A 14,134-nucleotide genomic window follows, 5' to 3' on the forward strand; every position below is an offset into this window, starting at 1 on the left:
GGTGGCGACAGCATGAGGGGTGCTACCGGGAGGATGATCCACACACGTCGGCGCGTGCCGGCGAGGCGCAACGATGAGGGCACCCCAGAAATGGTCGGTATGATGCTCACGTGATCGATGTCGTGGTCGTAACTGGTTGCCTGCTCGCTTCGGTGGCAGGCACTATCTGGCTGCTCCGCCGCGGCGGCATACGTAACAGCCTAGCGATCGTCGCGGCGTTCTTTGTATTCTTCTCTCTCGGACCCGTCGTCAATCTATTGCGCGGAGACGAGATCTACTTCGGCACCGACCTCAACCACGTCGCTGGCGCCTCGATTGGGTACGCCATAGGCGTCGGTGCAATGTGTATCGCCGACCTACTTTACCCCCAACGCAAAAGCTTCGACACGGAAGCCCCGACAAAGTCCCGCCGAGCCTACGTCGCTCTCCCAGCTCTCTACCTGGCAACAATGGGCTACGGGGCATTCTTTCTCGCCACAAACGTCGGCACTCTAATAAGCGGGGCAAAGCAGGCAGCCCTAGAAACGGCAGGTCCATTCCACTACCAGTACCTCCTCATTCAGCTTGCCGCGGCGTCGACGTATTTCATTTCACGGCAAACTAACCTGCAACGCATCCTATGGAATGCCAACACCGCCGTATACGTGGCCTACTGCCTGGCCACCCGCGAGCGCGACTTCTTCCTTCTATTAATCGTCCTCCTTGTGCATCGAGAGATCGTTGCCCACAGCAAACGCAGCGCACGCTTTCTTGTGATCGCCGCCGCTGCAGCAATCGCCGCCACGGCGCTGTTCACTACCAGGACTGAGGCCGAGACAGACGTCGCCGCCGTACTCAATCAAGGCGGGTCAGTGCTGTTCGTGGATACCTTCGTTCATGCCCGCTTTCCCGAAACACTACCGTTCCAATGGGGTAATACCTACGCCAACTCGGCTGCCGCCCTCGTCCCATTTTTGGGAACCGAGTCGTCGTCTCTAAGCGTTTGGCTAAAGGACCTCTACAGCCCCGGCGGCAGCTCCGGCTACGGCTTCTCCCTGACCGGGGAGGCCTTCATGAACTTCGGATATCCCGGAATTATCGTAGTAATGATGGCATTGGCCTTCACGCAAAGGATCGCAGTTAACCGACTCGATCGTTCCGATTGGTGGGGGTTCGTCAGCATATTCCTGACCGTGTCGTGGCTTTACGGCGTACGCGGCGATTCCGTGCAATTGTTCGGTTCGCTGTTTCATGGCGCCGTGTTCTTTGCCGCAATCCGGCTTACGTCCGCACCAATAACGGCGATAGTACGGACGGGAAGGCGTCCACCTGGACTCACCGAGCACCTCCATTCACGTCCGGCAACGGCAGGTTCGCAACGCCACACGAGTTCGCCAAAAGCACTCTCTCCGTCAGGCGCCGCCGGGGGCGACCAGTAGTCGACAGGCAGCTTCACGTCGCCGAAGTATTTGATCCGGCGCAGGGCCATCAACAGGGCGGCCTCCCTGACAAATCGTCCAGGGCTTACCACTACACGCACATCAGAACCGCGTGCACTCGCCTATGTTGGGGCTAGAATAGTCGTCGGGCGTGACCGATGCCCACAGATCCTTGATGGGAGTCCAAGCATGAAGTCGATATCTGACGCACACATCGCCGTCGTAGGTTTAGGGGCTCTTCACAATCGAGGGTGTAGTTGGGGTCTGAAGCCGCCGGTCTCGAGGAGCGCGCGGGCGATGTAGTTGGTGAGGTTGCGGAAGCCCAGGGCGGAGCCGCGCAGGTGCTCGAGCCGCCCGTTGATGGCCTCCGTGGGACCGTTGCTCGTGCCGGGCCGGTCGAAGTAGGCCAGCACGTCAGCGGCCCGACGTTTGAGGGTCCGGCCGAGCCGACGGATCTCGGCCAGCACCGCCGGGACACCCCGGCTGAGCGAGTCGATCAGCTGAGTCATCAAGACGCGACCGCGAGCCCGGTCGGGCTCGCGGTAGGCAGTGACCATCTGCTGGTAGACGGCCCAGGTGGCCTCGACCTCGACGTGCGTGTCGCCGGCGAACAGTCTGTTCAGGCGCTGGTGCTGTCTCTCGGTGAGCAGGCCCAGACCGGTGTGCAACGTCCGGCGGGCGGCGTAGAGCGGGTCCCCGGAACGGCCCCGATGCCCATGAGTGTCCTGCTGGACACGGCGCCGGGCGTCATCGAGTGCCTCGCCGGCGAGACGGACCACGTGGAACGGATCCAGGACAGCGACCGCGTCGGGCAGCTCTTCGGTGGTTGCGGTCTTGAAGCCGGAGAACCCATCCATCGCGACGACCTCCACGCCGTCTCGCCAGGCCTGAGGGCGGCCGGCGAGCCACGTCGTGAACGCCTGCTTCGAACGGCCCGCGACCATCTCCAGGAGCCTGGCCGGCCCTGTCCCGTCACGGATCGGGGTCAGGTCGATGATGACGGTGACGTACCGATCGCCGCGCCTGGTGTGGCGCCACACATGCTCATCGACCCCCAGGACCTGCACGCCGTCGAACCGGGCCGGGTCGTTGATCAATGCCCGGTGTCCTTCGGTCAGGACCGCGGCGTTGGCGGTGTTCCACGAGACCCCGAGCCCCTCGGCGACCCGAGCGACCGTGAGGTGCTGGACCACGACGGCCTCCAGCGCCCACCGGAGCCCGCGGCGGGAGAGCCGAGCTCGCGGCTCCGCAGCCGCGGTGGTGTCCTGGCGCCACACGTGCCCGCACCCAGTGCACCGATAGCGACGCACCGTGACAAGCAGCGTCGTGGGGCGCCAACCCAACGGCTCATGGGCCAGCTCGCGGGTCACCGTGTCACGCGGGACGCCCTCGCAGCCGCAGCACCGGCACCACTGATCGGGCTCGACGACGCGGCAGGCGATCACCGCACGATCGGGCTCGAGACACTGCCCGACGGCCTCGAGGCCAAGCTCGTCGAGCCGAGCGAACGTGGTCAGGTCCGGGCAGGCGAAGGTAGCGTCAGACACGTCGAGGTCTTCCCGATGGGAGGCGTAGGAACCCCCATCATCGGAAGACCTCGACCCCTACCCAGGCACCGACGCGCCACCCCGCCCCCTCACGGCACTACACCCTCGATTGTGAAGAGCCGGTTTAGGTTACGTAGGATTGCCACTAGCGACGGCTTTCGGGAAGCACCTACCTGTCATCGGATACGACATCGACGACCGCCGCGTAGAAGAGTTGCAGACGGGCAAGGACCGCACGCAGGAGGTCGGCCCAGAGCACTTCAGTGCTGCAAAGAAGCTGACGTTCACTACCGACCCCCACACATTGGACGTAGCCAACGTCTACATCGTCACGACCCCTACACCAATAGACGAATACAAGAAGCCAGACCTAACCGCCATTCTTGGAGCCACCCGAGACATAGCTCCTACACTACGAAAGGGTGACGTTGTCATCTATGAATCGACCGTCTATCCAGGACTCACAGAAGAGGAGTGCATCCCCCTCCTCGAGGAGCTCAGCGGCCTAGAGTTCAACAAGGAATTCTTCGCGGGCTACAGCCCCGAGCGCATCAATCCAGGCGATAAGGTCAACCGGCTCGAGTCAATCGTCAAAGTAACTTCAGGCTCTAACGCGAAGACAGCCGAGTTTGTGGACGCCCTCTACAACCTCGTAGTGACTGCTGGAACGCATCGCGCCGCCAGCATCAAGGTCGCAGAGGCGGCTAAGGTGATCGAGAATACGCAGCGCGACGTCAACATTGCACTGATTAATGAACTCGCGGTACTCTTCGATCGAATGGGGATCGACACGCGCGAGGTGTTGGAGGCCGCTAGTACAAAATGGAACTTTTTGCCGTTCCAGCCAGGTCTAGTAGGCGGTCATTGTATCGGAGTAGACCCGTACTACCTCACCCATAAAGCACAAGCAGTAGGGCACCACCCCGAGATCATACTGGCCGGTCGCCGCCTAAACGACTCGATGGGCTCCTACGTTGCAAGTCAGCTAGTCAAAGCGCTTCTCCGCCAAGGCAACGTCGTCGACAACGGTCGTGTCCTAGTACTCGGGCTAACCTTTAAAGAAAATACACCAGACCTTAGAAACACTCGCGTGGTCGACGTTGTACGTGAACTAGGCGAATACGGACTGCGAGTAGACGTCAGCGATCCGCGCGCAGATCCCGAAGAGGCTCTCGCGGAGTTCGGAATTGAACTCGTCAACGAGCCAGAAGAGCAGGCATACGACGCCATCGTACTGGCCGTGGCGCACCGGGAATTCTTGGAGTTGGCGGCAGACGACCTTAGACGCTTGGGTAGGCAGTCCAGCATTGTTTATGACCTCAAGGGAGTGCTACCCCAGCATGCGACCGATCTCAGGCTCTGAATGTATAGAGAATGATCCAGAAAACTAGACTGCAGAGGACCGCTAGGACACACTTTGGACTCAGCGAAGTCACCGAGACCGAAGTGTGGACGAATCGACGTCCTGCGCTTCAAACGGCACCGGAGCTCTCGGGCACACCTTAGACCTGTAACACCCGGTGCTCAATGCATCCGTTGTTGCGCATACCTTCTCGCATAACAGTACGCTTGGATCTGCAGAAATGGCAGCAATGAAGGCAACCACTGGCGCTCTCGTACTCGCGAACCTCGTAGGCACCGCCTGCAAGGTACTCATCTTTATATTGCTGGCGCAACTTGGGGGAATTGGGGTCGCTGGTTCATATACACTCACTCTTTCGATAGTGACACCAGCTTTCATTCTGTGCGGCTTCTCGCTGCGGCAGATATACGTCACCTCTCGAGCGCATACGCACTACAATCATTTTCTTTCGCTGCGAACAGTCTGCGGACTGCTAGGAATTCTCGGCGTAAGTGCAATAGGCGCCCTGTTCGCTCCTGATCATGCGCTCCTATTTGCAGCCATGAGCATGCATAGATTCACTGAGTTGATGACTGACATTCGTATCGCGGCATTTCAGCGCGAGAATCGTGTAGGGCTAATGGCGCTAGCCGTGTTCCTTTTCGCAGTGTGCACCACGGTCACCCTAGGGGCTACATACTATTTAACGACCAACCTGGTGCTTGGCGTCTTCGTAGCGAGTGGAGTCGGTGCCTTGGTTTTCGCTGCCCTCTCATTTGTGGGTAGCAGACATCCATCCGCGCCGCAGTTGTTTCCCTCCCGGACTATCTCGCTTGGAATTCTTCGCAGTGGCCTCGCACTCTCCACGTCGACCTTTGCTGTGTCCATGGGTACCAGCGTCCCGGTCATCTTTCTCGGAGCATTTCATTCAGAGGATGCCGTCGGGGTGTACTCAGCTATCTACAACATCTCGACAATAAGCAACGTGCTCTATACCTCAATATCCCAAGCGGAACTGAAGAACTTCTCCAATCTTGCCGATCGAAGACTCAATAGTGCCCTTCTTCGTAAGGGCCGGGCACTGTCGATGGCACTCTCCGGCGTCGGAGTCACGGGAGCAATCCTGATCTACTTCTTCGGCGTGCCGATTTTCTCGGCGGTTTTCGGTGTCGACTTTTCGACAGAACGCGCTGCTTTGATGATCATGGCAGCCACGATATGCATTTCCCCATTTGGATTCTTGCTCGACGTCCAACTCACAGCGCTCCATCGCTTCGGTATACAGAGTGCGCTATCAATCGCGAGTCTTGGTCTTTCAGTGCTGTTCGCCAGCATTTTCGTTCCGGCGTACGCGGTGCTCGGTGCCACTCTTGTGCCCCTGCTGCTACTGGTGATTCGAAACATTGCGAAGCACGTTGTGCTGAAGCGCAGTCTGGACTAGGACCAACCTGGGGACTAGCGTGCGCAATTCATTCTCGATCGTGGGCGATTGCGCTAGGCTCTACGTCTAGTTGATACTGTCCACGCGTGACCCCTGACTTGAGTCACACGGTTGCCACAGGACCGTTTTGCTCCAGTTCGAACTGCTACTACCGCCTCCTCAAACGTTGGGTTGGATTATGATAAGTCTACGGCGCATCCGCGAAAAGCTCGGAGAACTCATACTCAATGGGATACTCGCCAAGATGCCTAATCGCGGGTTTCGGAAGGCCAGAATCGCCCTCTTGCGAATGATGGGCGCTTCAGTAGGCAGTGGCGTCAGCCTCAGCCGAAACATTAAGATTCTCGGCGCGAAGCATCTAGTAGTCGAGAATGACGTCGCGGTCGCTAACTCAGTGCTGCTAGATGCCCGAGCGGGACTGACCATCCATCAGGGGGCACTAATTGGTTTCGGATCGATTGTGCTGACCCATACTCACGCCTGGCCCGACCCCTCGCGTCCGATACAAAAACAAGGAAGTGTGTCGAAACCAGTGACCATTGGCGCTCTCTCCTGGCTCGGCATGAGAGTGATGATCCTCCCCGGGGTTGAGATAGGTCGGTCTAGTGTCGTTGGCGCAGGATCCGTGGTTACCAAGAGCGTGCCGCCGAGTACCGTCGCGGCCGGAAATCCGTGCGTTCCAATAAGTGAGCGCCGCGACAGGACCATGTAGGCTATCGCCGACTTTCCGGCGTCGTCCCGAATGTCTAGCGCCGGTCAGGGTTGCCGATCCAGTCGTGTAGATACTGCGACAATACGTCGTCGCCTGAAAAGGATTCTGCGATCTCTATCGCTGTCTTCCATTGGTCGTGCGCGCCTGAAGTCAGCACCTCCGCGTTGCCCGCAACAGAGGCTATAGAACTTGCTAGAGCCGCCGCATCATTAGGCGGGAACATCCAACTCTCGGAGAGCAACTCTGGGATTCCACCCACGCGGGCACCGAGACACGCGATACCACTCGCCATTGCCTCAATCAAGACCCTCGGCAGCCCTTCAGTTCGCGAAGGCAACACGAAGACATCGGCTTGCATTATGTATCGACGAACATCATCCGCGGATGGCACACGTCCAACAAAAGTTATGTAATCTAGGACGCCCTTCTTTGAAGCCAGTTCAACCAAAGACTCATGCAGTCTGCCACCGCCAACAATCGTTACGTGAACCGAGACATTACTCTTCACGAGGAGCTCTACAGCAGCAATCAATGTGTCGTGCCCCTTGTAGTTCTGCTCCTGGCTTCCCGCCGTCACTATCCGCAAATACCTTTGCACAGGCTCCGCGCTGTAGTCCCTTGGTCTTCCCGCTATGGCTTTGGCAGGCAGTTCAACGTTAGACCGCGACAGGACGGCTGCCGATTTCGATGCTGGATACAGAGCCTGCAAAGTCGAGCGGGTCACATAGATGACCGCATCTGCCCTACGCACCGAGTACCTGAGCATTGCTGAGACTACCGGCGCAATCGCCCTTCCCACCTTGCCCCCCACGCCCGCCCGCAGAACTTCGTTTGGATCCCCGACCACCTGCGCAAGAAACGGAGCTCCAAGCGATGCAGCTCTCCACTGGAGAAGAAGGCCAACCAGATCTGGCATACGTGCACCATAGTGGGCCTTTGGATCATCGACTTTCGAGATGACAAAATGCACAACCTTGTGAATATTCAGCAGCATCTGCCTAGCACCGCGATAGTACGGGACCTCGAGTACCCGGACCCCTGGTCCCTCAACTCGTTCTCCACGCGCGTTGTCAACTGAATTCACTCGAGCCACTAGGACGACTTCGTCAAACGCCTGCAGGTAGCCGTGCCAAGCTTCAAACCGTGCATACCCTGCAGACGTGCGCACGATTCCGTCCGGGTCCCGTTCGAGTCGCGTTTGTATCGCAAACACAAGCTTCCGAGTCACACGGCCTCACTTAGTAGTAGCTCGAGCCGATCGGCGTACAGCCTTTGGACCGTTGTTCGATCGAACTTCTCCAGTACTCGTTTCCTGCCCGCGTTTCCCATATTCTTTCTGAGTTCCGGGTGACGGAGCATCTTGGACAGACTGAGCGTAAGCGCCTTCACGTCGCCAACTGGAGTGAGCAAGCCAGTCACTCCAGTTTCGACCGCATCGACCAAGCCAGTCGCCGCGGTAGCGACGACAGGAACGCCCATAGCCGACGCCTCCGCCGCTGCGTTCCCGAAGCCCTCCCTTCGACTTGCCATACAAAAGACGTCCATCAACAACATATACGGAGCTGGGTTCTTTTGATATCCGGCCCGGACTACTCTCAGACCATCGCTCTCGGCCTCTCGAAGCGCAGATCGAACGCGCTCGTCCTCGATTGAGCCCACGAGTAGCAACTGGACATCGATCCCTTCTGAACGTAATGCGGTAAGGCTATCCAAAGTTTCTAGTACGCCCTTGTCGACAGCTAAGCGTCCCACATATCCTACGACTGGCACATGGCTCGTCAATCCCAGGGCTTTTGCGAGCTTCTGCGTTGCAGATCGGGAATGGATAGTTGGGTCGTAACGACCGAGATCGACACCGTTCGAACTACCCGCTCCAACGACTGCAACTGGCCTGTCGCCAATAAGTCCGAGTTCAACCATACGCGAGCGGAGGCTTCTACTGATCGCGACGATATCCGTACTTGCGCGCACGGAAATCATTTCTGTCGCCTTCAAAATCTTGAACTGAATTCCAGTTGCGGTCTCTAGCCGCAAACCTCGGACCAGGTACTGTCGTGCTGGAACACGGGCTAGGAATGCCGCACACAGGCCAAGTAGACTGGCTTTGGGTGTACCCACCGAGACTATATTCGGTCGGATGCGCCTGAGCAGCTGCGTCCACTGCGCCAGCGCATGCAGGTCAGCAACCGGATGCGGCTGACGCTTCATTAGTAGAGGGTGAACTTCAACTCCAGGCACGTTTTTGTATCCTGACAACCGTGAGCCCGGCGACGCCACAAGATGGACCTCCCATCCGCGGTCAACCAACAACTCAGGAAAGCCGTCCAATAGCGACAGTGACTGGTCACTGGTTACGCCCACGACGATCTTACGGTGCATAGTCACTTCTTCTGCGACGAAAACCAGTCGATTGTCTGATCCAGACCAGCGTCTAGCGCAGTGGGTGCAACATTCGGAAAGAGTTCACGTATCCTCTCACCGTTCGACTGTGAAGCTCGAATATCACCTACGCGTGGTTCCGCATACTCGATTTCAAGCTCGGTGTTCATCCTCTCGCTAATCAGTTCGACGAGCTCGTTAATCGTCGTGGTAGTTCCATAAGCCAAGTTCACTGGATCACCGTCGGTAAGTCGTCGGTCAATGGCCGAGTGCAGCACAGCCGACACAGTGTCAACAAAGGTGAAGTCGCGTGACTGGTTGCCATCGCCATTAACTGTCAGCGCGCTTCCCGAAAAGGCTGATTCGAGGAAGCGCGGTATTACGGCTGCGTACGGGTGTCCAGCATGTTGCCTAGGTCCATAAACATTAAAGAACCGAAATGCGAGGGTTTCGAGCTGATATGCGTATTGGTACGCAAGCACGTATCCTTCGGCACCCAGTTTCGTGACGGCATACGGACTCATGGGGCGCGTCCAGTCAAATTCACTCTTGGGAAGCGAAGTATTCGCTCCGTAGACCGAGCTGGACGAGGCAAACACCACGTACGACCCGTTTCGCCGTGCTGCTTCCAAGACGTTCAGCGTTCCCGTAAGATTTGCGACGTGACTCGCAACTGGATCTGATACTGACCTTGGCACACTGCCGAGAGCTCCGAGATGTACGATCGCATTCGCGCCGTGGGCTGCGGCTTGAACTTGAGCAGGTTCAGCGACGGTGCCAACAATCAGTGGCACTTCCACACCTTCAAGGTTCGATCGATAACCCGTGCTTAGGTCGTCAAAGCCGACGAGGTCCCAATCTGGGGAATTTTCTCGGCAGTAGCGGACGAATCGAGATCCGATGAAGCCCGCCGCGCCAGTTACAAGAACCTTCACAATGCTTCCCTTCCGTCAGCCTGAGTGTAGTGCGCATCCGCCTTGTCGTCGATTTGTCGGGCAGGAACACCGCGAACAACCGACCCGGCGGGCACATTCCTTGTAACACATGCACTGGCGCCTACAAGCGCTCCCCGACCAACACTTATTCCTTGCAAGATTGTCGCACCTGCACCGATAAGCGCTTCCTCTTGAATTGTCACCTCTCCGGACACCACAGCACCCGGGTTTACTGATACGAAGTCCTTGAGCATGGCGTCGTGCCCGATGGTTGCATTCGGGTTTACATGAACGTGGCGGCCGATGTCGCTGTTGGTCGAGAGCTGAACTCCACCACAAATTACCGAGCCTTGCCCGAGTCGCACTGCCGAGCCAACGGATGCGGAAGGATGTATGACCGTTGCTGGCTCCCAGCCTCGCTCCTCAAATGCGTCACTTATCATCCGTCTTGTCCAGGGATTTCCAATCCCGATCAAGTACTGTGCCGGTGCCTGCTTTCTCAGGACTTCAGAGACGTTACCCAAGTGGAAGTACCCGCGATGGGCTATTCTCTCAAGGTTCAGATTGTTGGGTGCATCATCCGCTATTCCAAGCACTTCGATAGATGTATGGGAGTTTTCTAAGTTGTAAGCTTCGATAACGTCGAGCACCTCCCTGCCAAATCCCCCAGCACCGACGATTACCATCCTACGCATCATTGTGCTGTCCTTCGAACCTGGTCATGGTCACATGACCCTCATGGCTGATCCCCTTGCGGTTCAGTACAGAACTCGCGGTTGCAAGAAGAATTCGGAGATCCAATCCAAGGCTTTTGTTGTCGACGTATTCGACATCGTAACGGAACTTTTCATCCCATTCGATTGAGTTTCGTCCACGCACCTGGGCCAAGCCCGTGATGCCTGGGCGTACGTCGTGTCGTCTCTTCTGCTCTGCGCTGTAGCGCTCCAGGTATTCCATTAGTAGCGGACGTGGGCCAACGAGACTCATGTCGCCACGAACAACGTTCCAGAGCGTCGGCAACTCGTCTAGGCTGGCAGACCGCAAGAATGCGCCCAGTGTCGTCATTCTATCCGCGTCACTTACGTAGCCGGCTTCTGGATTCGGTTCAAGCATCGTGCGGAACTTGATTAGTTCAAACGGCCGCCCGTATAGTCCGGGCCGCACTTGACGAAATAGCACCGGCGCACCGAGCTTTTTGCGGACGATGCCTGCGATAGCGAGCTGGAGTGGAGCAGTCGCAACGAGCCCAATTCCAGCGGCAATGATGTCAAGCGCACGCTTTAGTCGCGTGTATGCAGAGCTCACGTGACGCTCTGCTGTCTTAGGAATGATCCAACCTCATTTGCGATCGTGGCGCACTGCGTCGATGTTAACGCCGAGCCACTTGGGAGCGACAGACCTCTGCGGAAGAGTGAGTCGCTTGTGCCATCGAGGTATGCCATACGGTCGGCGAACACAGGCTGGAGGTGCATCGGTTTCCACAGCGGCCGAGCCTCGATATTTTGAGACGACAGGAATTCTCCGAGAGCGTGGGCCGACCATCCCGTTAAATCTCGATCCACAAGGATCGAAGTTAGCCAGAAGTTGTCGTGGTCGCCCTCGGATGATTCCGAGCCGTCTGGATTGCCGAGGATCTCCACGCCTGGGATGTCTGCGAACATCGATCGGTACCAGTTTCGTGTCGCGCGCCGGCGTTCGATCATCGCCGGTAGGCGACTGAGTTGCGCCCGGCCAAGGCCTGCCAAGAGATTGGACAGCCGGTAGTTGTATCCGACGTCAAGATGCTCGTAATGAACCACGGGCTGTCGCGCTTGGGTGGCCAGGTATCGGGTCCGCGCTGCGAACTCCTCGTCGTCGGTGACCAGCATCCCGCCCCCGGACGTCGTCATGATCTTGTTGCCGTTGAACGAGATGGCGGCTGCGACACCTGACTTGCCGGCAGGTTGACCATTGCGTACTGAGCCAAGGGACTCGGCGGCATCGGATAGGACGGGAATACCGTGCTGAGTCGCAAGCGCCTCGATAGCCACGTAGTCGGCTGGCTTGCCCAGCAGATCAACCGGGACGATTGCGGCGATCGTCGACCCGCGCTCGATCTCTCGCGTGATGGCCTGCTCGAGGAGCTCGACGGAGATGTTGCCCGTTTCGTCGCTGTCAACGAAGACGGGCTCGGCCCCGGTATAGGTGATCGCGTTTGCAGTGGCAGCGAAGGTCATCGATGCTGTGAGGACCACTGTCCCTGGTCCGGCACCGAGGTGTAGCAACGCCAGGTGGAGAGCAGCAGTACCCGAGGACAGCGCCACCGCGTAGGACCTATCGGTGAAGTCGGCAATCTCCTCCTCGAAAGCGTTGACCTCAGGGCCGAGGGGGGCGATCCAGCCTGAGCGGAAAGCGTTCAGCAGCGCCTTCTCTTCGAGTTCCGTGACATCCGGCGAGGAGAGGTAGATGCGCTCAGGCATGTATGTCACGTCCCCTTTGGGTATTCGTACCTGCCACAAAGGTCGTGGCCGGCACGCCGTTCTGGTTAGCGGAGGGATCGAACGACGCGCGGTGGACGGACTTCAGAGTCGACGGCGCAAGCGCAGGCACCGGTACCTGCGAGATCAGCGGGTGGTTGGAACGCGTCGCCGTCTCCGTGTCGCTCATGAGAACCTCGTGCATCTTCTCGTTGGGACGGAGCCCAGAGAAGACGATGTCGATCTTCTTGCCGGAGGCCGCGATGAGGCGTTCGGCAACATCGAGGATGCTCACCGGCTCCCCCATGTCGAGCACCAGCACCTCGCCGTCGTTACCGATCGCTGCGGCCTGGACGACGAGCTGCGCGGCCTCGGGGATCGTCATGAAGTAGCGGGTGATCTCCGGGTGGGTCACCGTCACGGGCCCGCCCTGCGCGATCTGGCCGCGGAACGTGTGCAGCATCGAGCCGCGCGAGCCGAGGACGTTGCCGAAGCGGACGGAGATGTACGTGCCGTCGGCGGTCTCCCCGAACCAGGAGGTCAGCCGCTCCGCCACGCGCTTGGTGTTGCCCAGGACACTCACGGGAGCTGCGGCCTTGTCCGTCGAGACGTTGACGAACTGCTGCACACCGACCTTCTCGGCCGCTCGCAGCACGTTGAGGGTACCGAGGACGTTCGTCTTCCACCCCTCCTCGGGGTACATCTCCAGAAGTGGCTGATGCTTGAGCGCGGCCGCGTGAAAGACCACCTCGGGACGATGTGCGTCGAACACATCCTGGAGCGACTCCTGGTCGCGGATGGAGACGAGCGCGACGTCCCGCGTGTCGAGGAGTGCCTTACCGTAGATCGAGAGCTGGACCGAGTGCAGGGCCGACTCGTCGCGGTCGAGGAGCACCAGTTCCGCCGGTCCGAAGCGGTGCACCTGCCGCGCGAGCTCCGAGCCGATCGAGCCGCCAGCACCCGTGACGAGGACGCGCTTCCCAGTGAGGTAGCCGGCGATCGAGTCGAGATCGAGGTCGACCTGCCGCCGACCGAGGATGTCGGCGATGTCGAGCTCCTTGACGTCCGCGACGCTCACGCGGCCGCCCACCATCTGGCTGACCGGGGGGAGCAGCAGGAACTGCAGTCCCGCGTCTTCGACGAGGGCGGAGACCTCGCGGAGCATCTCCGGCTCTGCGCGGGAGATGGCCATGACCACCTTTGTCGCACCGGTGGCCTTGGCGGCATCGGCGAGCTGCGCCCGGGATCCGAGCACGGGGACGCCCGCGAGGGTGAGGTTGCGCTTGCTGGGGTCGTCGTCGATGAGTCCGACCGGTCGGAACGGCGAGGCGTCGTCCATCTTGAGCAGGCGCACGAGCTGGTAGCCGGCGTCGCCCGCCCCGTAGATGAGGGTCGGCTCGGCGTCCTTGGGAACGACGCGTGAGTTGGTCTGCCACGCGCGGTAGCCCCATCGGCCTGCGGCCATGAGCAGGAGCGCCAGCGGCGGGGCAAGGATCGCCGTTCCTCTGGGGAAGTCGCCGAACGGACGTATCGCGAGGAAGGTGGATCCAGCGAGAAACATGACGATGCCGACGCTGACGACGAGCCCGAGGATCTCGTCGAAGCTCCCGATCCGGTAGCGCCCGAGGTAGATCTTGAGGACCGCGCCCACGACGACCTGCAGGCCACAGGCGAGAAGCGCGTAGACGGCGACCCAGTTCCACTGGTCCGTCTCGAGGTAGAAGTCGTACCGGGTCAGCACGATCGCACCGATCGCCAGGACCCAGCTCAGGACGTCCCAGGCCACTCTCACCAGCCTGCGGGGGACCGGACTACTCATCACCATGCGCTCGTGCGCCCCTAATTTCAGCGAAGCCCCCTGTGGAACACGGACGGTGCCATCGTAATCACCCTCGGTTTCACCC

At 59.2% G+C, this 14,134-nt stretch carries 12 protein-coding genes; 4 read left to right on the plus strand and 8 right to left on the minus strand.

Annotation, left to right across the window (positions count from 1 at the left end):
* The first annotated feature begins 110 nt into the window (after positions 1–110).
* Complete coding sequence (wzy, locus tag AC24HA_RS15870) at positions 111–1,418, plus strand: O-antigen polysaccharide polymerase Wzy (RefSeq protein ID WP_487563534.1); 1,308 nt, start codon at positions 111–113, stop codon at positions 1,416–1,418.
* A 239-nt stretch (positions 1,419–1,657) separates the two neighbouring features.
* On the opposite strand, the gene AC24HA_RS15875 is transcribed toward wzy, so the two are convergent.
* A complete protein-coding gene (locus AC24HA_RS15875) occupies positions 1,658–2,965 on the minus strand; it encodes an ISL3 family transposase (protein WP_425709734.1) in 1,308 nt (435 codons plus the stop codon).
* A 139-nt stretch (positions 2,966–3,104) separates the two neighbouring features.
* On the opposite strand from AC24HA_RS15875, the gene AC24HA_RS15880 reads away from it, so the two are divergent.
* The 3 genes from AC24HA_RS15880 to AC24HA_RS15890 all read left to right on the plus strand — a co-directional run bounded on the left by AC24HA_RS15880 (position 3,105) and on the right by AC24HA_RS15890 (position 6,460).
* Positions 3,105–4,328: a nucleotide sugar dehydrogenase gene (locus tag AC24HA_RS15880; RefSeq protein ID WP_487563535.1), complete on the plus strand. Its 1,224-nt coding sequence runs from the start codon at positions 3,105–3,107 to the stop codon at positions 4,326–4,328.
* Between the two features lie 220 nt (positions 4,329–4,548).
* Entirely contained in the window at positions 4,549–5,748 is a 1,200-nt protein-coding gene (locus AC24HA_RS15885; protein ID WP_487563536.1) for an MATE family efflux transporter, read from the plus strand.
* A gap of 571 nt (positions 5,749–6,319) precedes the next feature.
* Positions 6,320–6,460 carry a hypothetical protein gene (locus AC24HA_RS15890; protein WP_487563648.1) on the plus strand — a complete coding sequence of 47 codons (141 nt, stop codon included), beginning with the start codon at positions 6,320–6,322 and terminating at the stop codon, positions 6,458–6,460.
* A 34-nt stretch (positions 6,461–6,494) separates the two neighbouring features.
* On the opposite strand, the gene AC24HA_RS15895 is transcribed toward AC24HA_RS15890, so the two are convergent.
* From AC24HA_RS15895 to AC24HA_RS15925, 7 genes are read right to left on the minus strand one after another with little or no spacing between them, the layout of a single operon-like run.
* Positions 6,495–7,688 (minus strand): glycosyltransferase, encoded by a 1,194-nt coding sequence (locus tag AC24HA_RS15895; protein WP_487563537.1) that lies wholly within the window; start codon positions 7,686–7,688, stop codon positions 6,495–6,497.
* Complete coding sequence (locus AC24HA_RS15900) at positions 7,685–8,839, minus strand: glycosyltransferase family 4 protein (RefSeq protein WP_487563538.1); 1,155 nt, start codon at positions 8,837–8,839, stop codon at positions 7,685–7,687. The genes AC24HA_RS15895 and AC24HA_RS15900 overlap by 4 nt, the downstream gene beginning before the upstream one ends.
* Before the next feature lie 2 nt (positions 8,840–8,841).
* Positions 8,842–9,774, minus strand: a complete 933-nt coding sequence (locus AC24HA_RS15905; RefSeq protein ID WP_487563539.1) for an NAD-dependent epimerase/dehydratase family protein — start codon at positions 9,772–9,774, stop codon at positions 8,842–8,844.
* Positions 9,771–10,460 (minus strand): acetyltransferase, encoded by a 690-nt coding sequence (locus AC24HA_RS15910; protein WP_487563540.1) that lies wholly within the window; start codon positions 10,458–10,460, stop codon positions 9,771–9,773. The genes AC24HA_RS15905 and AC24HA_RS15910 overlap by 4 nt, the downstream gene beginning before the upstream one ends.
* Before the next feature lies 1 nt (position 10,461).
* Complete coding sequence (locus AC24HA_RS15915) at positions 10,462–11,079, minus strand: sugar transferase (RefSeq protein WP_487563541.1); 618 nt, start codon at positions 11,077–11,079, stop codon at positions 10,462–10,464.
* Complete coding sequence (locus AC24HA_RS15920; protein ID WP_487563542.1) at positions 11,076–12,233, minus strand: DegT/DnrJ/EryC1/StrS family aminotransferase; 1,158 nt, start codon at positions 12,231–12,233, stop codon at positions 11,076–11,078. Before AC24HA_RS15920 ends, AC24HA_RS15915 begins: the two co-directional genes overlap by 4 nt.
* Positions 12,226–14,016, minus strand: coding sequence for a polysaccharide biosynthesis protein (locus AC24HA_RS15925; RefSeq protein ID WP_487563543.1), 1,791 nt, complete (start codon positions 14,014–14,016; stop codon positions 12,226–12,228). The genes AC24HA_RS15920 and AC24HA_RS15925 overlap by 8 nt, the downstream gene beginning before the upstream one ends.
* Between the last annotated feature and the right edge of the window lie 118 nt (positions 14,017–14,134).

This window comes from Georgenia sp. Z1491 (genome assembly GCF_057652395.1).

Bases quoted from the DNA above. Each gene is read 5' to 3' on its own strand.
- AC24HA_RS15885 (WP_487563536.1), top strand. From the start codon at position 4,549: ATGGCAGCAATGAAGGCAACCACTGGCGCTCTCGTACTCGCGAACCTC.
- AC24HA_RS15890 (WP_487563648.1), top strand. From the start codon at position 6,320: ATGATCCTCCCCGGGGTTGAGATAGGTCGGTCTAGTGTCGTTGGCGCA.
- AC24HA_RS15900 (WP_487563538.1), bottom strand. From the start codon at position 8,839: ATGCACCGTAAGATCGTCGTGGGCGTAACCAGTGACCAGTCACTGTCG.
- AC24HA_RS15910 (WP_487563540.1), bottom strand. From the start codon at position 10,460: ATGGTAATCGTCGGTGCTGGGGGATTTGGCAGGGAGGTGCTCGACGTT.
- AC24HA_RS15920 (WP_487563542.1), bottom strand. From the start codon at position 12,233: ATGCCTGAGCGCATCTACCTCTCCTCGCCGGATGTCACGGAACTCGAA.